Source organism: Flavobacterium panacis (assembly GCF_024649945.1).
Lineage (GTDB): Bacteria > Bacteroidota > Bacteroidia > Flavobacteriales > Flavobacteriaceae > Flavobacterium > Flavobacterium panacis.
Genome location: NZ_JANKMS010000015.1, coordinates 79,303 through 105,198, shown reverse-complemented (window position 1 = coordinate 105,198; position 25,896 = coordinate 79,303). Strand labels below are relative to the sequence as shown.

General features: G+C 35.0%; 15 protein-coding genes. 7 read left to right on the top strand and 8 right to left on the bottom strand.

Translation table 11 applies throughout. The features are described from left to right. The first annotated feature begins 13 nt into the window (after positions 1–13). From NQQ59_RS23525 to NQQ59_RS23505, 5 genes are all read left to right on the top strand, one after another. Complete coding sequence (locus NQQ59_RS23525; protein ID WP_144212035.1) at positions 14–6,481, top strand: T9SS type A sorting domain-containing protein; 6,468 nt, start codon at positions 14–16, stop codon at positions 6,479–6,481. Between the two features lie 57 nt (positions 6,482–6,538). Then, a complete protein-coding gene (locus NQQ59_RS23520; protein ID WP_144212037.1) occupies positions 6,539–7,375 on the top strand; it encodes an outer membrane beta-barrel protein in 837 nt (278 codons plus the stop codon). Positions 7,376–7,667: 292 nt separating this feature from the next. Beyond that, the gene (locus tag NQQ59_RS23515; RefSeq protein WP_144212039.1) at positions 7,668–8,252 is read left to right on the top strand and encodes a hypothetical protein; all 585 of its coding nucleotides are present in this window, start codon (positions 7,668–7,670) and stop codon (positions 8,250–8,252) included. Between the two features lie 58 nt (positions 8,253–8,310). Next, entirely contained in the window at positions 8,311–10,002 is a 1,692-nt protein-coding gene (locus NQQ59_RS23510) for a WG repeat-containing protein (RefSeq protein WP_144212041.1), read from the top strand. 167 nt (positions 10,003–10,169) lie between these two features. Continuing rightward, positions 10,170–10,703 (top strand): hypothetical protein, encoded by a 534-nt coding sequence (locus tag NQQ59_RS23505; protein ID WP_144212043.1) that lies wholly within the window; start codon positions 10,170–10,172, stop codon positions 10,701–10,703. 264 nt (positions 10,704–10,967) lie between these two features. On the opposite strand, the gene NQQ59_RS23500 is transcribed toward NQQ59_RS23505, so the two are convergent. From NQQ59_RS23500 to NQQ59_RS23485, 4 genes are all read right to left on the bottom strand, one after another. Then, positions 10,968–11,102, bottom strand: a complete 135-nt coding sequence (locus tag NQQ59_RS23500; RefSeq protein WP_186296531.1) for an IS3 family transposase — start codon at positions 11,100–11,102, stop codon at positions 10,968–10,970. 19 nt (positions 11,103–11,121) lie between these two features. Beyond that, positions 11,122–11,691, bottom strand: a complete 570-nt coding sequence (locus NQQ59_RS23495) for an NAD(P)-binding domain-containing protein (protein ID WP_144212047.1) — start codon at positions 11,689–11,691, stop codon at positions 11,122–11,124. 348 nt (positions 11,692–12,039) lie between these two features. After that, positions 12,040–12,825, bottom strand: a complete 786-nt coding sequence (locus tag NQQ59_RS23490) for a GLPGLI family protein (protein WP_144212049.1) — start codon at positions 12,823–12,825, stop codon at positions 12,040–12,042. Positions 12,826–12,827: 2 nt separating this feature from the next. Continuing rightward, the gene (locus tag NQQ59_RS23485; protein WP_144212051.1) at positions 12,828–15,626 is read right to left on the bottom strand and encodes an outer membrane beta-barrel family protein; all 2,799 of its coding nucleotides are present in this window, start codon (positions 15,624–15,626) and stop codon (positions 12,828–12,830) included. Positions 15,627–16,315: 689 nt separating this feature from the next. Here NQQ59_RS23485 and NQQ59_RS23480 point away from each other — a divergent pair. Beyond that, on the top strand, positions 16,316–16,690 hold the full coding sequence (locus NQQ59_RS23480; RefSeq protein ID WP_257698452.1) for a response regulator: 375 nt from the start codon (positions 16,316–16,318) through the stop codon (positions 16,688–16,690). Between the two features lie 166 nt (positions 16,691–16,856). Here NQQ59_RS23480 and NQQ59_RS23475 read toward each other — a convergent pair whose 3' ends face one another. Further along, complete coding sequence (locus NQQ59_RS23475) at positions 16,857–17,177, bottom strand: DUF6965 family protein (RefSeq protein ID WP_144212052.1); 321 nt, start codon at positions 17,175–17,177, stop codon at positions 16,857–16,859. 667 nt (positions 17,178–17,844) lie between these two features. Between NQQ59_RS23475 and NQQ59_RS23470 the strand changes: the two genes are divergently transcribed. Beyond that, positions 17,845–20,931, top strand: a complete 3,087-nt coding sequence (locus tag NQQ59_RS23470; RefSeq protein WP_186296532.1) for a T9SS type A sorting domain-containing protein — start codon at positions 17,845–17,847, stop codon at positions 20,929–20,931. An 81-nt stretch (positions 20,932–21,012) separates the two neighbouring features. On the opposite strand, the gene NQQ59_RS23465 is transcribed toward NQQ59_RS23470, so the two are convergent. From NQQ59_RS23465 to NQQ59_RS23455, 3 genes are all read right to left on the bottom strand, one after another. Continuing rightward, a complete protein-coding gene (locus NQQ59_RS23465; RefSeq protein ID WP_144212056.1) occupies positions 21,013–22,551 on the bottom strand; it encodes a PAS domain-containing sensor histidine kinase in 1,539 nt (512 codons plus the stop codon). A gap of 450 nt (positions 22,552–23,001) precedes the next feature. After that, positions 23,002–23,655 (bottom strand): response regulator, encoded by a 654-nt coding sequence (locus tag NQQ59_RS23460; protein WP_144212058.1) that lies wholly within the window; start codon positions 23,653–23,655, stop codon positions 23,002–23,004. 93 nt (positions 23,656–23,748) lie between these two features. Then, positions 23,749–25,482 carry a sensor histidine kinase gene (locus tag NQQ59_RS23455; RefSeq protein ID WP_144212060.1) on the bottom strand — a complete coding sequence of 578 codons (1,734 nt, stop codon included), beginning with the start codon at positions 25,480–25,482 and terminating at the stop codon, positions 23,749–23,751. Between the last annotated feature and the right edge of the window lie 414 nt (positions 25,483–25,896).

Genomic DNA, 25,896 nt, shown 5'->3' with positions numbered 1-25,896 from the left:
CTAATCTTACATTATGAAACATTTTTACTCTCAAATCAAAAAGTTCTTAAATATCGCCTTATTCTTGGGGATATTTTTGCAGAGTTACTTAGGTAACGCCCAAGCGACCAACCTTACGGTCGGACAGCTTATATTCACAGGATTCGATTCCAATTTTCCTGCAGCTGACGGTGATGAATTTTCTTTTGTCTGCCTTGTAAATCTTAATGCGGGCACTACGATCAACTTTACAGACAGAGGATATTCTGACGGAGGTGTCTGGTCCACAACAAATGCATCTGAAGGTACTGTTAAATGGGTTACCGGAGCTAGTGTAATTCCGGCCGGAACAGAGATTATTCTGAAGGGATTACAAGCTTTTACCTATAATATTACTACCAGCAGCAGAACTCCGAATGGTACTGTAACCCGTACTGATGGTACTATGCCAAATGGATTGAACTTATCCGCTTTTGGAGATCAGATCATTGCTTTTCAGGGTGGCGGCGATATTGTTACCGGACCTGGCGCTCTATTAATCGGCGGTCTGCACTATTACATATGTCCAGAAGGAACAACGCAATCAGGATGGGATCACCCTAATTGTGCTGACGGAACCAATGGTTCTACATTGCCTCCGGGTCTTGTAGGAGGAACGAGTGCTTTTTATCCGGGAGGAACTGATCAGCCAAGTGCAGCTAAATTTAATATTGGCAGCGGTGCTCCAGTAAACAATGCTGCAAATCTTAGAACTTCTCTAATGACTCAGGGTAACTGGACTTTGTCACAGTCAGCTCTTTCGATGCCTTCGGGAGCACCATTCTTAGCCGCACCAACTACTATTAGTACACAGCCATTAAGCAAAACTGTGTGTTCCGGGAGCAATACATCATTTTCTGTAGTTGCAGCCGGTACTGTATCTTCTTATCAATGGCAGGTTGATACACATGATGGGGCTGGTTTTGTTAATCTCACAAACACAGCGCCTTATTCAGGTGCGTTCAGTGCAACATTAAACATTACCGGTATTACTTCGAGTATGTCGGGAAATTCATATCGGGTTATAGTAACAGGTTCAGGATCTGTAACTTCAAATGCAGCTATAGCAAGTGTTCCAGCTCCTCTAACTTCTTTAATACAATCTCAAAGTAATGTAAGTATTTATGGAGGAAACAATGGTGCGGCAACACTAACAGTTTCAGGGGGTACAACGCCGTATTTTTATTCTTGGTCACCATCTGGAGGAACGGGTTCCGGTGCAAGTAACCTTAGCGCAGGAACTTACACTGTAACTATTACTGACAGTACTCCTAATGGTCTTGGAGGCTGTAGTACAACGCAGACTGTAACTATTACACAGCCGGCAGGTATTATTGTATCTACAAATGCTTTAAATCCTTTTACATCTTGTACCGGGGGAGTATCAACACCACAGAATTTTACTATTTCGGGAGGCAATTTAACAGGTAGCGTTTTTGCATCTGCTCCTACGGGGTTTGAAATTTCTACATCTTCGTCAGGTCCATATTCAAGTAATATTACGTTTTCTGCCCCAAGCGGTAATTTAAGTACTTTGACGCTATATGCAAGACTTACAAGCGCAGCAAGTGGCACTCCGTCGGGAAATATTACATTTTCATCACCAACTGCGGTAACTCAAAATGTAGCCGTTACAGGAACTGTTACTCCGGCTCCGGCTATTGTAACACAGCCATCTGCTATTTCAGTATGCTCAGGAGGAAATGCAACCTTTGCAGCCACAGCATCGAATGCAACAGGAGGTTACCGTTGGGAAGTTAATCAGGGATCAGGATTTAATCCTATTATTGATAATGCCATTTATTCAGGTGCAACAACAAATACACTTACTATTAGCGGAGCAACTGCTGGTATGAATGGGTTTCTTTATCACTTAGTTGCGACAGGTTCTTGTACTCCTAATGCAATATCGAACAATGTAGCACTTACTGTAAATTCGGCTCCGGCTATTACAGCACAACCATCGAGTTCTACAATTTGCTCAGGAGACAATACTACATTTTCTGCCACTGCTGTAAATACAACAACATATCAGTGGGAAGTAAATAATGGCACTGGTTCAGGTTTTACTCCGATTACAGATAATTCTATTTATTCTGGATCAGCAACAGCAACTCTTACTATAAGTAATGCAACTGTTGCAATGAATGGATTTTTATACAGATTAGCAGCTTCAGGAACCTGTTCGCCTGCTGCAACATCAAATAGCGCGACACTTACTGTGAATTCTGCACCTGCTATTACAGCACAGCCTTCCAACAGCTCAATCTGTAATGGAGCCAGTACTACATTTTCTGCTGTAGCATCTAATGCTACAGGATATCAATGGCAGGTTAACGAAGGATTAGGCTTTAGCAATATCGTTAACGGAGGTGTTTATAGCAACGCTACTACGGCGACCCTTACTATAAGTAATGCAACTGTCGCTATGAACGGATTTGCTTATAGAGTTGTAACAAACGGAGGATGTACACCTAATGCAACATCAAACAACGCAGTACTTACTGTAAATCCTTCACCGGCTATTACAACACAGCCAAGTGCAGAAACTACTTGTGCAGGAGGAAATACAAGCTTTACTGTCGCAGCAAGCAACGCTACCGGATATCAGTGGTATGTTAATGAAGGTGGCGGTTTTAGCAGTATCAGTAACGGAGGTGTATATAGCGGTGCTACCGGTTCAACACTTACCATTACAGGAGCTACTGCAGCTATGAACGGTTTCTTATATCATGCAGTAGCTAATGGAACATGTACACCTGGTGCAACATCAAACAACGCAGTTCTTACTGTTAACTCGGCTCCTCTATTTACGGCACTGCCGTCAAGCAGTACAATCTGTGAAGGTGAAAATACAACATTTGCTGCTACAGCAGACAACGCTTCGAGCTACAGATGGCAGGTAAACCAAGGATTTGGTTATGCCAATGTTCCTTCAGGAGCACCTTACTCAGGAGAAACTACAGCAACACTTACTATTACTAATGCTACAACAAGTTTAAATGGATTTAAATACAGACTTATCGCAAACGGAGTATGTACTCCCGCAGCTACATCAAGTGAAGCTACACTTACAATAAATTCTGCACCTCAAATCATCACAAATCCTACCTCAACGACGGTATGTATCGGATCAAATGTAACATTGTCTGCAGCTGCTGTAAATGAAGGAGGATATCAATGGCAGGTAAACCAAGGTTTAGGTTTTGCTAATATTCTAAACGGTGGTGTTTATTCCGGAGCAACAACAGCTTCATTGACTATCACCGGGGCAGTTTCTGCAATGAATAATTATGCTTACCGAGTTGTAGCAACTGGAATTTGTTCGCCGTCGGCTACTTCTTCAGCGGCTATTTTAACTGTACCAACTATCAATTATACTTCTACACAAGTTGACATAGCTTGTAACGGTGCCGCAAACGGTTCGCTGAGTGTAACACCGTCTGGAGGATCAACACCTTATACGTATTTATGGTCCAATTCTGCCACGACATCTTCCATCTCTAATCTTGCACCAGGCAATTATAGCGTGATAATCAAAGATGCAAATTCATGTCAGACAACGGCAAGTTTTACTATTTCAGAACCTACTGCATTAGTACTATCTCAAGCTGGTTTAACTAACGTAAGCTGTAATAATGGTGCAAACGGAACTGCTACTGTATCTGTTTCAGGCGGAACTCCGGGGTATACCTATTCCTGGGCTCCTTACGGAGGAACTGCCGCTACAGCAACAGGTCTTTCAGCAGGAACATTTACTGTTACTGTAACAGATGGCAACAACTGCAGCAAAACTCGTGACTTTGAAATTACACAACCTAATGCCCTTTCAGTAACACCATCACAAACTAATATTCTTTGTAATGGCACTCCAACTGGTTCTGCTTCTGTAACTGTGACTGGAGGAACAGGTGCTTATACCTATTCATGGGCTCCGTCTGGAGGAACTGCATCTACTGCTACTGGATTATCTGCCGGAACATATACTGTAACTATTACAGATGCAAACAATTGCCAGGCTACCGAATCTTTCACTATTTCACAACCTCCGGTATTAACCGCAATTCCTGTAGCTCAAACTAATATAGCTTGTTATGGATCTGCTACTGGATCTGCTACTGTAACTGCAACAGGAGGAACGGGTACTTATACTTATTCATGGGCTCCATCTGGAGGAACAAATGCAACAGCAATAGGATTAACAGCAGGAACATATGTTGTAACAATAACAGATGTAAATTCTTGTACAGCAACGCAAGCTTTTACTATTTCACAACCTTCTGCCGCACTTAGTGCAACTACTTCAGCTACAACTGTAAGCTGTTACGGAGGTGCAAACGGAACTGCTACTGTATCTGTTACAGGCGGAACTCCAGGATACACCTATTCATGGGCTCCTTATGGAGGAACAAGTGCAACTGCAATCGGACTTGAAGCAGGTGCTTATAACGTAACTATTACAGATTTTAACGGATGTATACTTACTGAAAATGTAACTGTTGGCTCTCCTGCTCAATTTGCAACGAATTTCACAAAAACAGATGTCTCTTGTAATGGAGGAAGCAATGGATCTGCAACAGTAACTGTTACTGGAGGAACGGGAGCTTATACCTATTCTTGGGCTCCATCTGGAGGAACTGCTGCTACAGCATCAGGATTATCTGCAGGAACTTATACTGTAACTATAACAGATGCAAACGCATGTACGGCAACACAAACTGTAACAATTGCACAACCTGTACTTCTTACTGCAACTTCATCAAAAACAGACGTTACATGTAGTGGTGCTTCTAACGGAAGTGCAACAGTAATTGCAAGAGGCGGAACGGGTACCTATACCTATTTATGGGCTCCATCTGGAGGAACTGCTGCCACAGCTACAGGATTGAGTCCTGGAAATTATACAGCTACTATTACAGATGCAAACGGATGTTTTACAACACAAACTGTAACTATTACTACAACACCTGACGTAACTGCACCTATTCCTAGTGTAGCAGTATTACCTGAGATTACTAACTATTGCTCTGTTTTGGCTTCACAAATTCCGATTCCAACAGCAGTAGACTATTGTATTGGACTTATCAATGGTACAACGACAGATCCGTTAAATTACAATACACCTGGTACTTACACAATTACATGGAAATATGATGATGGCAGCGGGAATATTACGACGCAGCTTCAGACTGTAAAAGTACTGGTGTCTCCTGTCAATGCTGTAACTTTCAGCAATGCTGAATTTACCTACGATGGAAATCCGCATTCTATTCAGGTGGCAAATCTACCAGCGGATGCAACTGTGGCCTATTCGGTAAACAACGGATCGGTAAACGCTGGAACATATGCTGTTACCGCAACAATTACACCCGCGGCAACGGCTCCAAACTGCTCTCCGGTTGTTCTTACTGCAGATTTGATTATTCGTAAAGCACAACAACAAATTACTTTTAACGCTATTCCGGTAAAGACATTAGGCACAAACAATATCTTTAGTCTAGGAGCTTCTTCAAGTTCGAATTTACCAGTTACCTATACCTATACTTTCAGTACACCTCAGGCAGCAGCCACTGTTACGGCAGAAGGTCAGGTAACGATGGTAAGATCTGGTCAGATTTTAATAACAGCCCATCAGGTAGGAAACAACAATTACCTTGCTGCTTCAGATGTTTCGCAGCCGTTAGTAATCTTGAATGCTAATATTGATGTTAAAACCATTACCATTGGAACAACTGTTTATGAAAATCCAGCGAAAGTACTTTATCAACTATTGCCTTGTGGAGATACCAATCCAACTGTCAGTATCGTTAACGAATCAAATGCAGTTATTACACCTTCGGCCAGTTTTACAATTCAGACTCCCAAGCCTGGTATTTACACTCAGAATGTGAATGTGAGATCTGAAGATGCAAGTATATCTGCTGATTATACAATTACAGTAGAAAAACCGTTTGGTTTCTATGATATCGTACAGATGAAATTCAACAATGTTCTAATTGTAAACAATAATCCGCAAACTAATGGAGGTTATGAATTTACGGCTTACCAATGGTTCAAAAACGGACAATTAATTGGAACTGGGCAATACTATTCGGCTGGAGAAACTTTAGGAAATATACTGGATCCTACGGCCAATTATATGGTGAAAATGACTACTAAAGATGGAAAAGTTCTACAGACTTGTACCGCTCACGTTACATTAAGCTCTAAACTTGAGGCTAGATTATATCCTAATCCAATTGAAACTGGAAAAAAGATTACTGTAGAAGCTAACTTCCCAACGGAAGAATTAGAGAAAATGCAAATAAGCCTCTATTCTGTGAGCGGTCAGTTGGTTAAGACGGTTCAGTCACAGAGCGTGATAACTGAAATACAATTACCTGAAACTGCTACGGGCAATATGTTCCTTGTAGTTCTTGAGACTCCAAATGTGAAAAAATCTTTCAAAGTAATTGTGAAATAAATAAAAAAAACTTGCCGGTGGCTACTCTGGTTGGCACCGGCATAATAAACTTTTAAGATGAGAAAATACATAACATCACTTGCTATGATAACGGCACTCTTGGCTGCCGGATCGATTAGCTATGGTCAGGATAAAAAACAGGAATTTTCAATTTCAGTAGGCGGTCCGTTTTCATTTATAAAATCTTCGGGAGGATCCTATGTCCCGGGTAATGGTGTAAGTGCTGGCCTTCGCTATTCGCATTACTTAAATGAAGGATTAAGTGTCGGGCTTGGGGCTGAATATCAGACTTACAGCAGTGACTCTGAATTTGCTGCCTTGTCAGGTCGGTACAATGCCGTGGATGCTGAAAATGATTCTTTTCAATTTAGATACAGCACATCTCGGCTAAGAGAACAGCAAAAACTGTCTTATATAAATATTCCTATCACAGTTCAGTTTGAAACCCCAGGTAGATCCAAACTGTATGTGGCCGCTGGTGCCAAGATTGGTTTCGCGGTAAACGGCAGTTTTGAAACCAGAATGGGCAATCTTACAACAAGTGGTTACTATCCGCAATATAACGTGGAATTGTTCAGCCCTGCGTTTGCCGGTTTTGCGAGTACCAATAATCTTCAAACACCGAAACAGGATCTTAAAGCGGACGTATCCTATAGTGCAACTTTTGAAACAGGTCTGAAACAGTTGATTGGAGATGGAAAATCAATCTACATTGGAGTATATCTGGATTATGGATTGAACAATATCTATGATAAAAAAGAGGATAAAAATCTAGTACAATACAATGCTGAATTACCGGTGGAATTAAAATATAATAGTGTTTTTGACTCTGGGGCAGCAAGGAATATGAGATTGGTTTCCTATGGGCTTAAATTGAGATTTGCCATTCATTAATTTAAAAATATATTTTTAAAAAAAAGGAAAGAGCTGTGGATACAGCTCTTTTTTAGGTTTTGAAAGATTGGATCTTCTTTTTTAATTAGTTTTTGATCTTTCTCTTATTTTTTTGTTTTGGCCAAGAAAGGATGAGGTTTATTTAGAAAAAAAATCTTAAAGTTAGAAGCGTCATAAAGGCTTTTGAAAACGAGAGGAAATGGCTGAAAAAGAAGATGATGTAAAAAAATATGAGCTAGTGTGATAAATAATTGGATAATTTGTAATTACTTTAGCTTCAAATAAAATTTCAATGCAAAAAAAAGCATTTCTGATTTTTTTGATTCTTTTGGGGTTTACTGTTGAAGCACAAAGCCCGTCATTTCGTGCAACAGTTGATAGCATCAATGCAATCATCGAAGCTAATTCATTATGTTACTACGGGCAGGGGGAACAATATGATGTTTTTGTAAAGAAAATACAGGTGGGCTATGATGGTGTAATTAGTTTTACGGACCGTATTGCTCCAAATGCAAAAATTACAAATCACAATAGGAGAGAACTTCCTGTTGATTGCTGTGCTCAGAAAGATTCCAGAAAATTAGACATATTGACCATTAAAAAATGGGATATTGATTTTCCAAATGTGTATTTAAAAAATGAAAAGGGAGAGGATATAGGTCAATTCATAGGCCAGAAAAAAGGAGCATTGGAAAACCTGAAAAAGCATTTTGATGTACTGCAATCGCTTTGTTCGGATTACGTAAAGAAGAGAGACCAAGCAAAAGCCAAAGCCATTGCTGATAAATATAGATGTGATCTTGCTGATCCCCAAAAAAGGGCAGCTGCTGAAACTGCAATGAAAAAAGCGGAAGGACTTGATGAAAATAAAAAGTAAATACAAAAATTTGAAAACCGAACAGCAAATAATACGAGCTAAAACAAATTAAGATATCATGAAAAAACTATTGTCTTTTTTTCTTTTCCTACTGACCCTGACTTTGACTAACGCCCAAAGCCTTGTAAAATATTCGTCAGAAGGCAGAATAGGCTTTAAAAATGCATCCGGGCAAATTGTTATTCCCGCCAAATATGATGAAGTACGTGAAATAGAAGATGATTACTATAGTGTTGGTGCAGATCATAAAGTAGGAGTCATAGATAAAAATGGTAAAGAAATTCTGGAGCCAAAATATTATTTCATCTGGGGATTTTCAGATGGTTTGTTTTCGTTACAGATTGATGGAATTGGAGGGAAGCGAGGTTTTGCAGATCGCAACGGAAAAGAAGTTATTCCTTTTATTTACAAAGATGCAAGAGAATTCTCAGAAGGAATATGTGCAGTTGCAAAAGACAATAAGAAGTGGGGACTGATTGATAAGACTGGCAAAGAAATATCGGAATTTAAGTATGATCGTTTATCAAGCTTTTCAGATGGAGTTGTTTATGCAGAATTGGCGGGCAAGTATGGAATATTAGACAAGCAGGGAAAGGAGGTAATCTCTTTGGATCCTGAGGGTTTGGCTAGTCCACAGACTTTGTTAGATAATGCAGAAAAAGGGAAGAATACGGGAGCTTTCATCTTTGATAATTGTCAGGATTTTTCGGAAAACCTGGGAGCTGTGAAGTTAAGAGGCAAGTATGGTTTTATTGATAAATCAGGAAAGATTGTAATTCCAATTATTTACAGCTATGTAGAGCCTTTTTATAAAGGAACTGCAATAGTTGGATTGGACAATAAAATGCGCATCATTGACAAAACCGGCAAAACAATAAAAGATTTAGAATATGCCTCAGTAGGTTGGGCAAGAGAAGATTTTGCAAATGTAAAACTCAATGGAAAATTCGGTCGGATTGAGAGGACAACAGGAAAAGAAATTTTTCCGACTGTCTATGAGTCGATTGTAAGATTCAATAAAGATTTGACAGCATGGGCAAAACTTGATGGCAAATGGGGGATAATAGACAAGTCAGGAAAGGCTGTTGTGCCATTCAAATATAATGAAAGAGATTACTTGTGGAACTCAGATGAACTTTATAAATGCAAGGCAGGTACTAAATTTTGTTTTTTTGATCAGGATAACAAGAAGGAATTAACAGAAGTCAAATACGATTCTATAGGAGAATTTAAGGAGGGCTTTGTTTTGGTAAGAAAAGACGATAAATTCGGATATGTTGATGTTTTGGCAAAAGAATTAGTATCGCCTGACTATATATACGCCAGAACCTTTTCTGAAGGTTTGGCAACAGTTTTAAATGATAAAGAAAATTGGTTGTTTCTAAATAAAAAAGGGGAGGAACTTCCTCTTCTGTATAATCAGTTGTCTAATTATAACAATGTCGGCAGTTTTAGCGAAGGTCTCTGTTGGGTGGTTTTCAACGATAAGGCGGGTTACGTCAATAAAAAAGGCAAAGTCGTAATAGCTCTTGAATATGACAGGGTTGCGAGTTTTTACGGAGGGATAGCCAAGGTACAATTGAATTCGAAAATGGGATGCATTGATTTAGTGGGCAATGAAGTCATTCCAATACAGTATGATAAGATTGATATTAATTACAATGGTTTTGTTACCGCTAATCTGGACGGAAAAGAATTTTATTTTAATTCCAAAGGACAGAAAACGGAACGTCCAAAAGAGGAAGATTAAAATGTAGCTTCTGAAGAAGATTTTTTCTTCTATTTGCGACTTTATATGTAAGTAGGAAAGGCATGCAACAGCTGGATCCCTTGTTGCAAAATCTCTATCATTAGTTTGTTAGAAAGTAATAAAAAAACAGATTCAGGCATTTAAATACTATCAAAAAATTAGGAACTATGAAATTCACCAAAGAAGAGAAAAAGTTCTGGCAAAAGCATTATCGTATTGAAAGCGCCACTAATATCCCGAAAGATTGGACGTTTTTCAAATCAATAGATGGGGATGAGGATGACGATTTCTTTTATTTTTTCACATTAAGAGTGGCTTCGATTACGGATATTTATCTCAAAGAAACATTCGTTACCGATAAAGGTGTGGAGTATTTTATTAATTTTAAAAGTCTTAAAAATCTTATCGTAAGAAGACATGACAATATCACAAAGGCAAGTATTCCTTATTTTAATCAAATGGAAAGGCTGGAACGTTTAAATGTAACCCGAACAGCAATCACACTAACAGATTTGTGCGAGAATTTAAATAATCAAAGCTTAAAAGAAGTTTTTGTATCATCTGAAGAAGGAGATGGCCGTGAAAAAGATCTTTTAGAGAAAGCTTTCATATTGAAGGAACGAATGCCTAATTGTAATGTTTACCTTGATCTCTTTGAAAGTACCAATCATTCCGGCAATCCTGAAAAACCAATTTTTTGATTTACAAAGAGGGTACCAAATGTGCATATTAAAACCTAAGATTATAAACTCTTAATTTTACTTGTTTGATCGTTCTGTAAAAAAAGTAAGTGGCGCGATTTTACATTGAACTTTATTTAAACGTTGGCGAAGTAAATTCTTTATTTAAGAATGTCATAATTCGTTTGTTGAGATCAAAAAATGATTATTTTTTAAGGTTACATTCACTCCCTGATTTTGTTTTTTCATTTTTTACTTCTTTTTCTGCACGGTGAAAAATCCTAATTATGCCATGTATTTCCTGATGGTTCTGCTAGATAATTTATATCCTGAATTTTCGAGTTCGACAGCAATTCTCTCACTTCCATATCGCTGTTTGGCGGCATAGAATATTGAGGTTATTTGGCTAGAAGCTGCCATTTGAATTATATTTTTAATCTCAAGCATTTAAATTTTTATCGACGTCATAACCTAACTCCTGCTGCTTGCTTGTGGACAAGTCGATAGCTGAAAAATTAAGCTTGCTTAAAAAGTCCTTGACAGCCTGCCTTGAGTTCGTATGATCTGCAATATAAAATATTTCCTGTCTTTTATTTTGGATTTCATTTGTAAAGGTTTCAAGCCTAATGGGTTTGAAAAGTTTTACAACGTGAGCAGTCGGTAGCATTGCCGCGGTTATTTTATAGGTCATGGCATAAGCAAGTCCTGTGAGAAGTGTTTGGGGATTAAATATTAGACCGCTGGTATGGATCACTATTTTTCCGGTCATATCGGGCAGATCGCTAATGATTTCTTGCGAGTCGGTTTTGGAAAAAAAAATTATGACAAGATCTGCACCAGCTGCTTTCTGAATAGATGAGAGCTCTATATTATGCCCCATATCGCTTAGGGAGTCTCTTACTAGACTATTGCCCTTTGGGTTATGTACGATTACATGATAACCTGCATATGCAGCTCTTCGGGTTAATTCGAGAGTAAGGCTTCCGATTCCTATAATTCCTATTTTCATATATTTTTGACTTAGCAGTTAACTCAGATAGAAATGATCAAAAAACTCAGTGTTTATGGCGTTTGTAACGTGAACACTCAAATAATAAGAAGGTGCTTAAAGTTAATGAGTATAACTGATTTTTTTATAGGTGTTTATACGTATTTTTTTGCTTTGTAAGTGGGGTGTTTTTATAAAACTGATTTAACAATGTTTATTGAAGTAGAGTTGTATTCTTGTAATAATTGTCTCTAAGACGTATTGCATCGTTATTTGTAATCTTGTTTCAGCTGTAGATTCAGGTAAGAGACTATGAATTATTCCTTACGTATTACAAAAATCTCGAACAGAAGAAAGTGGAGAATAATTTTACAAGGAGTAGGCTAGTAATGCTTTTCTTGCCCATTTCCCCCAATTTTTTAAAGCTTCCAAAAGAGTTTTGTTTAATTCTTTATTATCAGTAGGCTTCCCTTTTACTGGAGAGGCTAAATCTTTTTCGGGTACTGGCATTTCAGTAACTTTTGTGGCAAACCATGTCATATTTTCGTGTGGCAGAGCCAAACCTAAGATTGTTCCAGGAAGGCCTGTAAAAGATTCGGGGCCGCCTGAGAATGGAATTTGAATGGTGTAATAGGCAACTACATAAACAGAATCGATAATTATAGCATTTGCCCTGCGGCATTCGTAACCCGCAATTTCTCTGGTTTCATCGGTAATTTTCCAGTCAATTTTGCGTAGACTATCTTTAACCAGGTATAAATCATCGTAAATGTTTTTTTGGGTAATGCTGGTTTGGGTATCCAGATCTGTGGCGATAGTATTTTTTAAGTTAGCCAATGCATCATCTGCTATCCAACTGTCGTTGTTTTTAGATTCATTGGCTTGATCCCATTTATATAAACTTTTGTTTTTTGAAAAGCTGAGTGTGCTTTTTGTGGTTTTAAATTGTGGATTGTTTTTTTTGTAGCTTTCAAAAGCCGATTGATAATAACTGTCCGTTTCCCCTTTTATTTTTTTTGAAATCAAAGCATACGTATTTGATTTTTTTTCAAATTCGATTACGCCATTTTCAATAAAGTGATTGTTTTGGGCAAAAATATTGAGCCCCGTTAATAGAAGCACTAGTGATAGGATGTATTTTGGTTTTGTTTTCATAATTAGTTTGCTTTAATTTCTCCGCCGCCCATTTTACTGAAATCCCAGCTTACGGAGAACATAAAATATCTTTTGATCGTGGTATAGGTACTTTGGTTGATGTTTCCATTATATGCAGAACGATTAAATCCTACATTTTGGTTTAATAGATCCTTTCCCGTGACGGAAACCCTTAAATTATCGGTTTTGAAGAACTTTTTACTTATGGTTGCATTCCATATAAAACGCTCAAAGGTTTCTTGAATCACTTCGGTTTTTCCGTTGTACTGGTAGCTGCCATCAGTAGTTATTTCCAGTTTGCCTGGTAATTTTAAATTACTCCAGAAATTACCAGAAAAACCCCAGCCGCTGCTGTTGCTGTCTTTGTTTATACTTGCATTTGCTACATTGTAGGTGGGACCGAAACTGGCGTTGAAATCATACTTTTTATCTTTATATTTAGATAAGGTTGCATTTATGGAGTAACTTGAATTTTTGGTCTGATTTAGCTGTGTATTGATGTAATTATAGTTTACAGTATTATTGGTGCTCAAGCCGATACCTGCCGAGATGTCTAATGCTTTAATTGTTTTTCCGAAATTACTATTGAAATAAAAACTTGTTGCTGCTTTGTCTTTTAGGTTTACAAATTGTGATACGCTTTCGCCTCTATCATTTGTAGCGACATTGCTTATTATTGGATTTAGAGTAAAGGTATACGAACTGTTAATCGAAAAATATTGGTTGCTGAGAACTTTGTATGAAAAATAGCTGCCTCTGAAATTATTTTTAAAAGAGGGATCTAGATTAGGATTACCAATAATTGTATTCAATTGATTTTGATTGTTTCGAATTGGCTGTAGTTGTTCTAATGCTGGCTGTTCAGTGTTTCCGTTATAGGATAGGCGCAAAAATTCCCTTTGTTTGAAATTATACAGATAGTTTGCCTGGGGCATGTAGTTCACAAATTTCCGATTGAAATTGGTGTCGGTGTAAATATTGTACTGTTTAAAGTTTACGTCGCTGAATCTGGAACCAGCAGAGAAGGTGGTTTTGTTTTTTTTGTAGTTAAATATCGCACCAAGTTGGTTTATTGTCTGGTCCAATTCATAGTTATTACTGAAGACTGAATCAAGGACATTGTAATTGCCATCTGGAGACTTATTAAAAGATTTGCGATCAGATTTTCCGTTGCTTATGTTGTAGCCATAGTTTAGAACAAGAGTCAGGTATTTGGATAAGGGTTCGGTATAGATTAAATTTGATTTAAAAGCCGTAGTGCTGATATTGTTTACTTTATTTTGATCGACAACTTCGATATTATCAGGGTTGATTACTGACGTCGTGTAAAATTCAGCTTTCGAATTCAGGTAACCGTTACTTTTACTTTCCGTACTGGATTGGTTTAGGTTTAATGATAAGGTACGTCCTGCTTTTTTTAGTTTTTTGGTTAATAAAGTGTTTATATTAAGTGCTTTATCGTCAACTTCGTTTTGAGTTGTTTGCTTTAGATTATTTAATGGACTGCCGTTGCCGTCGGTACCTTTGCGGATTTCTTCTTCAGTTGAATTACTGTTTTTCAGTAGTCCATCTGCGTTTAATTTCAAAGTGAGTGTGCTGTCGATTTTAATCTCATAGGTTAGATCAAGTTTGTTTTTCAGCATGTTTTTTTCAAAACTCTTGTCTGAGGTATTATAAATACTGCTGGAGTCTAAATTTTGTTGATTGATGTCATTACGGGTTCCTGAAAGATTGATATCGCCAATCTTGTAATTTACATTTATGGACTCTTTATCCTTATTCCATTTATTGTCAAAGTGTATACCGCCGGTTTTTGTAATAGGAATTCCTTCACCATTAAATTGGCCATCCCAGCTATCCAATTCATCGTTTCCGTTATTTGTTATATTGATACCGCCATCATCCGTTATTTGGTAACCGCTTTGGCCATATTTATCTTTATCACCCCATCCCAATCCAACTTGTCCCGTGTTGCCTAAAATACCGTAAGCAGCTATTTTTTTCTTGTCCCAAAACTTATTGAACATCGCTTGTCCATTATAAAAACCATCAGTTCCTACTCCAAGTTCTGTTTTTCCAAAATATCCATTTTTTTTGTCTTCCTTAAGCTTGACATTCAGTGTTTTGGTTTTTTGTCCGTCATCTATTCCGGTAAAAGCAGCCTGATCGCTTTTTTTGTCATAGAGCTGTACCTTGTCAACCATATCGGCACGTAGGTTTTTTGTTACTAAAGTAGGATCGTCTCCAAAAAATTCTTCTCCATCAACCAAAACCTTGGTTACGGTTTCGCCCTGAGCAGTTATTTTTCCATCTTTATCGATTTGTATTCCCGGAAATTGTTTTATTAGATCTTCTACTTTTGAATTAGGGGCTATTTTAAAGGCTTTTGGATCAAATTCAAGCGTATCACCTTTAATCTTCATAGCAGCCTTATTGCCTTTTATGATTATTTCTGACAGCAGTCTGCCTTTGTCGGCCAAATTGATTTTGCCATAATCTTTGACCAGCTTTGTTGAATCAACAGAAAATTGATCGACAAAATCAGCATATTTGGGATAGGAAACCAGTAGAATAAATTTACCATCTTTGATATCATTCAACTCAAAATAACCATTTTCTCTGGCCCGGGTAAATTTTAGTAAAATAGAATCCTTTGCTCTTAACAAAGAGACTGATGCTTTCGTTAAGGGAGAATTGTTTGTAGTGTCTATTACATATCCTTTAACTGTGCCTGATATTTGTGCCTGTAAAGTGTTTGATAAAAAAAGAAAGCAGCCTAATACTAGAATTATATGTCTCATTAATCGGTTGTGGTTTTTTGAAAAACAGGCATTATGGTTCTATTCTATTTTTGGGAAATAGGGATAAAATGCACTTGTTGTGTGATTTGTTTTTTTTGGATAGTGAGGAGATTGTGAATCCTAAAGTAGAAATTGGAATAGCACTTTTTGATAAGGCTTTGCTGAAGTATATAGGCTTGATTTTATGAATTTCATGATTTTTTTGTTAGTTTTTTGATTGTTGATGTGTGAATTTTAAGGATTTTAAGTGATAATTGTTGGCATAATGGTTAAATATTAGTAGTATTCAAATGTATGTAAAAATACTACAATATTAAAAAAGACATAATTTTTTTTCTTCTTATGATCAGTAGGTTACATTGTGCTATGAAATTTCTCACTTTGTTATTCGTTAGTTGCTCTAACATTTACAGTTCAATTCTGTCCATATGATTGCTCAGTGCATGTCTTTTATGAAAATAATATCAAATCGTATTAATCTTTGAAAATTAATCAGTATGAAACGTTATTCTTTTCATAATTATCAATTAAAATGGCACTGTTCTTAAAAAGAATGTTTACCTTTGAGACTTATTAACCGCTCCACGGATATAATTCGATTATTTATCGATTTTCAAGTCTTATATACCTATATAATTTTTGCAGATTCTTAGATTATTGTCTTCTGTAACTGCATAAATTATTAGGCCATGTTACAACAACAGAATTCCCATAAGATTATTTATTTAGCAGATGATGATGAGGATGACAGAATGCTTTTTCTTGATGCGATAGAAGAACTTAGCCTACCTATACTAGTAAACGCATCAGAAGATGGACAACAGCTCCTGAATACTCTTTATCAGACAACTTTAAGTCTGCCCGAAATCATTTTTCTGGATATCAATATGCCAGGCAAAAACGGTTTTGAGTGTCTTGAAGAAATACGAAATAGCGAATCACCGTTTAGTGCTATAAAAGTGATTATGCTTTCTACTAGTAGAAGTGACGAAAATATAAATCTTTGTTATGAATTGGGAGCTGATTTTTATGCAGTTAAACCCAGTACTTTATCAAGGACTTAAAAAGCTATTAAAGGACATAATGGAAAGAGACTGGCACAAAACCCCAGTAAGTAAAGTAGAATTTCTTTTAGCTGAGAGAAGATAAATACAGTTTAAACAAACCGCCCCACAGTATATAAGTGGGGCGGTTTGTTTTATGAAATATAATTATTTTCAGGAATAAGTTTTAAATAGTTGCTTCTACTTCAGAAAGAACTTTTTCTGGTACAGTTTCTTCAGTATTTGTTGCTGTAGATTCTTGAGGAATGGTTTCTGTTGTAATTTCTTCAATGGTATTCTGTGGAACAGTCTTTTTTATAAGAATGTAAAAATCTCTCAGGTGCCACCAAGCAGGACATCGGTCTATTGTACCGTTGAAATTTCTGATGCCGATGTAGCAGCTTTTTAAAAAAAGTTGTGTATCGGTAATGTTGGCCCAGTCGGTCCATTTCACTTCTTTTGGTGGGGGAGTGTTCTCAAAGTGGCGTTTAATGTCTTCGTAATTCATGCTGTAAAATTAGATAAAAACCAGACATGCTGCAACACTATAAACAGTACTGATGCCTTACTAGCTATGGTTTTTTTATCTTTTTTGTGTCACTGTTTTGAAAGCCAGTTCGTTGCTTTGGATCTATTTTTTTAGTTTTATTTAACCACGAGTTCAGGCACACAGCATATAGGGAGATTTCTAAATTCAAATAAAATAAGGAAGATGAATTTAATCTGCTTAGACTCCATCTTATACATAAAACCCGTCAGCTGCAGTAAAGCAGTGACGGGCTGTCCATAAACATAATCTTCCAAAAAATGTTTACTTTAAGTTGTGGGGAGTAATCAGTTCCCCGGCTAAAAATACATTAAATATAATAAGAGTATAAGTTTTCTATTAAAATTTTATAATTATAGTACTTTATGTAATGGGAAGTGTACAATTTTATACACAAATGGAATAATGATATCCATATGGTGATTCTATTTAGGTTTTGGATATTAGTTAAATAGTTTTAGATTTTTTAGTTTGATTTTGGTTAGACACTCTAATACTATTTGTAAAGGGGAAGTTATTTGACTGGAGAGTTAACTGCGCATTTTTTTTTGATTTCTTTAACAGGTTACGTTATATGTTAACTAATATTCAATACATTTGAAGACTGAATATTAACAAAAAAATGCCTATGAAACTAAGACTACTCTTTTTACTTTTATTTGTTAGCGTATCATCCTTTGCCCAATACACCCTGATTCCCGATGCGTATTTTGAAGCAGAACTAATCCGTCAGGGAATTGATTCTGGTACACCAGATGGTAAAGTTTTAACTTCAAAAATAAACACCCTGACTACCTTAAATGTTAGGGGAGTGGGGTTCATTGCCGATTTAACCGGAATTCAGGATTTTACTGCATTGAAATCTTTACTTTGTGACACGAATCGATTAACGACTTTAGATGTTTCCAAGAATACCGCTTTAACATACTTGAGTTTTGGAGACAATTATTTAACGACTATAGATGTTTCCAAGAATACTGCTTTAGTAGAGTTACGTTGTTATCATAATGCATTAACAACTTTAGATGTTTCAAAGAACACTGCTTTGACAACTTTACACTGTTATGAGAATCAATTAAAGTTTTTAGATTTTTCCAAGAATACTGCTTTAACATACTTGGATTGTTCCTCCAATCAATTAGCGGAACTGAATTTAAAGAATGGAAATAATTCTAAGTTGTCAAACACTAGTTCATTTAATGGCAATAACTTAAGCTGTATTCAGGTAGATAATGTGGCTTATGCTAATACAAATTGGAAATCAAAAGACGCTACGGCAAGTTATAGTTTGGATTGCTCAGCCGTTGTTCAATATACACTTATTCCTGATGTGAATTTTGAGAAGAAGTTGCTCTATTTAGGAATTGATTCTGGAGCAGTTGATGGAAAAGTGCCGACAGCTAAGATTGCAGTGGTTACTACTTTAGATATTTCCAGTAGTTCTATTACTAATTTAAAAGGAATTGAAGATTTTTCGGCTTTACAGTTTTTAAATTGTACTGATAATCAATTAACATCTTTAGATGTGTCCAAGAATATTGCTTTAACAAGATTATATTGTTATTCTAATCAATTAACGAGTTTAAATGTTTCTAAGAATACCTCTTTAGTGCAATTAACTTGCTATTCCAACAAATTAACGGCTTTAGATGTTTCTAATAATTTAGCTCTGACATTGTTGTATTGTTATTCTAATCAATTAGCGGCTTTGGATGTTTCTAAGAATACCGCTTTGACAAATTTACAGTGTTACTCCAATCAGTTGACAAGCTTAAATGTATCTCAAAACGTTTCACTTACGGAACTAATATGTTATAATAATCAATTAATAAGTTTTGATGTTTCTAAAAGTACTGTTTTAACCAAATTGCATTGTTATTCCAACCAACTAAAAACTTTAGATGTTTCTAAAAATACTGCTCTAACCGAACTGTATTGTTATTCTAATCAATTAACAGATTTAGATGTTTCTAAGAATACGCTTTTAAGAAATATAGACTGTAGTTCGAATCAGTTAACGAGTTTAAATTTGAAGAATGGACGAAATGAATATCTCAACACCAAAAATTTTAAAAATAATCCTGATTTAAGATGCATTCAGGCAGATAGTGATTATTATGCGAATAACACTTGGAAATTATATAAAGACGCTTCTGCAAGTTATAGCAGAGATTGCTCAGCATACACTCTTATTCCTGATGTGAATTTTGAAAAAAAGTTAATCTCATTAGGAATTGATTTTGGAACTCCTGACGGAAAAGTGTTAACATCCAACGTTTATTCGTTAAGCGACTTGGATGTTTCCTCCTGTTCTATTAGTGATTTAACCGGAATTCAAGATTTTAGAAGTTTGCAGACTTTACATTGTGAAAATAATCAATTAACGAGTTTGTATATTGCTAATAGTTTTGCTTTGGTAGAATTATATTGTCACCAGAATCAATTAACGGCTTTAGATGTTTCAAAGAATGCCGGTTTAGTATATTTAGTTTGTTATTCTAATCAATTAACGGTTTTAGATGTTTCTAAAAATATTCGTTTAACAAAGTTAGATTGTTATAATAATCAATTAACGGCTTTAGATGTTTCTAAGAATATCAACTTAGGAACTTTTTATTGTTACAATAATAAATTGAGAAGTCTAAATATGCAGAATGGAAAGAATGCTTGGTTCGTAAGTACCAATAACTTTATAAACAACCCTGAGTTAACCTGTATTCAGGTTGATAATGCTAGTTATTCTACCGTAAATTGGCCTACAGCCAAAGATGCTATTGCAAGTTATTCGCATAGTTGCCCTGCCGTTATTGAAGTTAATAGTGAGTTTGAGGACAAGTTAATCGCTTTAGGGATTGATACTGTTAAAGACGGTTTGGTTTTATTGTCCAGCATAAAAAATGTAAGCAGTTTAGATATTTCAAATTCCGGCATTACCAGTTTAGCAGGAATCCAATATTTTTCGAACTTGGAAACCTTAAACTGTCAAGGAAATTTATTGACTTCAATAGATTTGTCTTCTAATCTGGGACTTAAATATTTAGATTGTTCAAAGAATCCACTATCGACTTTAGATGTTTCTAAAAATACCCAGCTTACAGAACTGTATTGTGATGGAATTGTAACAATCACCAATAAAATTAATGCCGAAAACGGTGTTGCCAATCAACTGACCGCTTTAGATGTTTCTAAAAATGTATCGTTGGTTAAATTGAGTTGTTCAAACAATCAGATAGTAGGTTTGGATCTTTCTAAGAATACTCTTCTAAAAGATGTAAATTGTTCCAATAATAAACTGACTTCTTTGAATTTAAGCAATGGAAACAATACTAAACTGGTCAATGTCAATTTCAAAATGAATGCTTCACTATCCTGTATCCAGGTAGATGATACAAGTTATGCCAATGCTAATTGGTCGACAGCCAAAGATGCAGTCGCAATTTATTCGAAAACAGCCTGTACTTTAGGAATCGTAGATGTGGTTTTTGATAAAATCGCCCTTTATCCTAATCCGACCAAAGGAGAATTACACATTGAAAATATTGTCCTGGAAAAAGCCAGTGTATACGATGTCTTAGGGAAGTTGGTTAAAACTGAGAAATTTACTAATGGTTCAAATACTAACAGCATCAATTTATCAGGATTTTCGAAAGGTGTTTATTATTTGTATTTAGAAAGTGAAGGATCTACTTTTGTTAGAAAAATAATAGTTAACTAAATTAATAAGCATCTAATATTTAAAAGGCCACATTTTCATTTTTATGAAAATGTGGCCTTTTTAGTTAGTTATAAAAACTTTTTAGATGGATCCGGAATTAGAATATTTTTGATCATCAAAAGCAATTTTAAATATAGTTCCTTTTCCGACTTGACTTTCTACATTCACCGTTCCGTTCATAGACTCTATTTGATTTTTTGTAATATATAAGCCAATACCATTGGCTTTTTCATGCTTATGAAAAGTCTTATACATCCCAAATAATAAGTGGCCATATTTCTCTAAATCGATGCCGAGTCCGTTATCTTTTATAGTGAGGACTTTTTTACCGTTTTCAATAAAAAAATCGAATTGTATGACCAAAAATTTATTTGGATCGGCATATTTTACAGCATTGGTACATAAATTCTGCAATACGCTTTCTAAGTAAGCAGGATTAAAGTTAATAGTAGCATCCACAGGAATATTATTGATGATTGTAGCGGTATTTTTATAACTGTAGCTGCTTACAATATCAAGAGTTCTATTGACATACTTATTTAAATTTAATGGCTTAACAATAATATCGGTGTCATTTTCAATGTTTACTATTTGTGATAAATCTTCTATAGTTTTATTTAAGTCATTAGAAACTGTTCGAAGATATTTCATTGTTTCTCGCTTATCTGCAAAATTTTCTTCCAAGTCAATCATATCAAGTAAAAATTTAAAATTCCCCGCATGCGCATTTAAGTTATGTGATACTATATGGGAAAAATTAACAAGTCTGCCGTTTTTCTTACTATACAATTCTATTTTTTTCATTAGCTCCAGCTCTTTTTCTTTTTGAGATGAAACATCTGTGTGAGTACCAATTACTTTCAATGGTTTTCCTTGAGCATCACGTTCAATTATTTTCCCTTTGTTAAGAATCCATTTGTACTTCCCGCTTGATGTAAGCACACGGTGAAAGTTTTCAAAAAAATGACTTTTATTTTCAAGATGATCATTGAGAGCATTTTGATACTTTTGAAAATCATCAGGATGAATAATACTCTTCCATTTTTCAAGCGAATTGGTATGCATATTATTTAATTCCAATATTTTTAAATCCTGCGTGGAGCAAGAGATTGTATTGCTCTTTATATCCCAGTTCCAGATACCTGAATTGGAAGTTTCAAGAGCCAGTTTCAGGTGTATTTCTAAAGCTTTAAGTCTTGATTGTTGAGCTTTGTCAATTGACACATCGATTATTTGTCCATAAAAAAATGTATTGCCTTCACTATCGGTTTCTACTTTAGTTTTTATTTTAAACCAACATAAGCCTTTTGTGGGTAATTTTATACGGAAAGTTATATTCCATTTTTGTTTTTTTTGAACTGCATCAGTAAAAGACTCTCTAACTGTTTTTTTGTCTTGTGGAAGAATTCTATTAAATGCTGCAAATAATGTATTAGACAAGATTGCCTGCGGTAAAATTTCAAACATTTCGTAAGCTGGATTGTTGACAAAAACCAGATTATAGTGATTGTTTGCAGAAACAGTGAGGATAAATAAAGCATCATCTATTTCATTAACTAGTTTCGACTTTAGGTTGTCTATAGTATTACTTTTTTTAGAGGTGTAAAAATCTAGTTCCATACTTTTTTAAATAACATTCTTAGCCTTAATACGGCAAGAAAAAATCAAAAGAAATCTTTTTGTACTATTTGTCAATCTAATTTTGAATGTTGAATCTTTTAATTTTAGAAGAAAAAGGGAACAATATTTTGCTGCAAGACTTTACAAATTCTAAAACTGACCTGTATTGCAAATAATCCAAAACGCACAAAAAAAGTCTTTTGCAGCAAAAAATATTATTCTTTATATTTCCGTAATTATTCTAAAAACAAAGCGTCTCTCACTTATTGACCATACAAAAATAGTTTCAATAGAATCAATACTTTATAGAATAAATAACTTGTCGTTGTAGAATTGTTTCGACAGAAAAAAAATGTTAAAATCGGTGTAGTATAGGCATAAAAAAAAACAGAGACCTTGAATCCCTGTTTTTTATACTTTATAAGTTGGCTGGCAATCATTTATTTAGATTTACATATTGATGTCATCATAATACAATTGAAAAAGCTTAATTAAATCGGCCAGATTATCTATTTCCAGCTTTTCGAAAATCCTATTTTTATAAGTGCTGACCGTAGTTTTTTTTATGTTCAACAATTCTAATATTTCCAGATTGCCATAGCCTTTAATCAGTAGCCTTGCTACTTCTATTTCTCTGTTTGATAACAAATCCAGTGGATTTACTGGTTTTTTGGAAATATAAGAATCCAGTATCTTGTCTTTAATATTCTGGGTAATATATTTTCCTGATGAAATCATTGAGTTAATGGCACTCTTCATTTCATCTTCTGTGGTTTCTTTATTAAGATAACCTGAAGCTCCTGCGTTTAAATAGCGCATGGCATAGATATTTTCATCATATGCCGAGAAAATTAATATTTTCAAATCAGGCTGAATTGCTTTTATTTCAGACAAAACGCTTAAACTGTTTCCATCAGGAAAATTTACATCTAAAATCAGTAAATCAAATTCATTTTCCCTCAATAACTTGAAGGTGTCTTTGAAATTTCCTGCCATAGAAATCGAAGCATTTAAGAAAAGTTCTTTTATAATTAATGAAACGCCCTGTCGGACAACACTGTGGTCATCGGCAATTAAAAATTTGTAGCTGTTTGATGATTTCATTCTTATTTAAATAAATTAAAATAATACAAATTGTTGGTTTGACTTTTTACAAGCTCATGCAATTGTGAAATATCCGAGGATATTAAAACTTGTTTAGGCTAAATTTAAAATCAGATTAAAAACAACTGTGGTGCCATCATCTTGTTGGCTTTCTACATTTATCTGTCCTTCAAAGAGCTCAACTATCTCTTTGCAGAGGTTTAGTCCTAAACCAACTCCAAGGTCGTTTACTTTTCCAGAAATTTCGCCTTGGTAATAAAGTTCAAAAATGTTTTTTAAATCACTTTTCGCAATTCCAGTTCCGTTGTCACGGATCTCAATTTTTAAATTTAATTTATTCGTGTTAAGTTTTTCATGATATATATCAATATTGATCATTCCGTTATTGGTAAACTTGTTTGCATTTCCAATGATATTATAAAACAGCTGATGGATTTTTGCCGCATCAGAATCTACCTCTATGGCAGTCTGTAGACTGCTGTTTAATTTAATTTTATTACCCTTGGTTTCGACCAGAGAACTCATGGAATGAATGATCTGACTTATTTCATTTTTCAGCTCAAAGGGTTTGTTTTTCAATCTGAGTGAATGTTTTTCGTCTTTAGAATATTCTAAGATCTGGCTCGATAGTAAAAGCAATGAATTTGTTGTAAACTGAATCGATTTAAAAGTTTGTTGTATTTCAGGATCTTTTATTGAAGAGCCTATCATCTTACTGTAAATAGAAATAATGCTCAAAGGAGATCTGATCTCATGACTCATCATGCCCATGATTCGATTCTTGAAATTTAGACTCTGTCTGATTTGATTCTTAGCCGTTGTTAATCTTTTCTCGTATTCAAAAGTTATTCTTGTAAAACCAAAAAGTATAAGTGACACAATAAACATCAAGGCAATCAGAACAACAAGAGTATAGTTTCGGACTGTTTTATTGTGATGGAACTGATGCTGTATCTTATTTTGGTACTGATCCTCAAGCAGGTTTACAGATTGAGAGTAATCAGGAAGTATAACGGTTTGAAGATTTAAGAGCTGATCGTTGAATTTTGTCAGTTTTGAATCCTCTTCTTTTAAATTGGTAAAGGAAATTTTTAGATTCTTAAACTGATTTTCGTAATATTGATTTGTGGTTAAAAACAAATTAGCAATCTGGTCTTCGATACTTCCTGTAACTACTTTATCGTTATATTTCATAGTAACGATGATCTTTAACTGTTCTTTTTGTATATCCCTTCTTCCAGCCAAAGCATCTCCAAGCCTTGAGAATAAACCTTTTTGAGAGACACTATCAACTTTTAAATAAGTGTCTGTTTTGATACTGTCCAAGATTTTTTTGTACTGAAATTTGTTTAAACGGAAAAGATTTAGAAGATTAGTTGTTCCAGGTTTGATCTGTTTTTTCAAAATAGAATCAATATTGGATTTTAGGACTAAAATATCCAGTTGGGATTGCTTCTTTTGGTTTAAAGTTTTTTGAAATTCCTTATTGTCTTTAACAGCAAAATTTAAACTGTCAATAAGGTTGCTTATATCGTTTAATGACTGGTTGTATTTGGTAAAAGAAATCGGATCATTAGTGCTCTTAAAAGCATTGAAATTTCTTTGAGAATCCATAAAGGAATCATTTATTTTCTCCTTAAAATGAGATATTCTGCTGAGCTCTTTTACAGAATGAAATAACTTCTCATTTTCAGACTCAGTTGCAGATTCAAAATACCAGAAAACGATAGCCGATATCTGTAAAAAAATAACAGCTCCCAGTAAAGTGTAATGTATTATTTTTCGATGCTTAAATTCTAGTTTTAATGAACTAACTGCATTACTCATTAAATGTTTTCTAATCAAAATTTATATTTTAAAATGATAAAATAAAATGAGTATTGAATAAACAAAAACTCATTATTGTTTTAATTAGGTTAAGTCGACAGCATCGTTGTGCCATATTTTAATAAATGCAGTTCTGTAGGGTCAGTTTAGATTTGGTGTTTTAGATTTTAGAAATACGAGCATTTACTGTCTTGAATCAGCAGTTTTTTGCAAGTTAAACTATCAAAAAAAACGTTCTAAACCGATGTTATCTACTTAGAAAACATATAATTAAAAGAGATTCGGGGGCACTTTTAATTGGATTGTTATTTTAAAAACAAGTATACATAATTATAATTTGTTTTTAAAGTATTTGTTTTTCTTTTTTAATACAAAGCTAAAATACTCTCAAAACTCCGGCTGTTTTGTAGAACG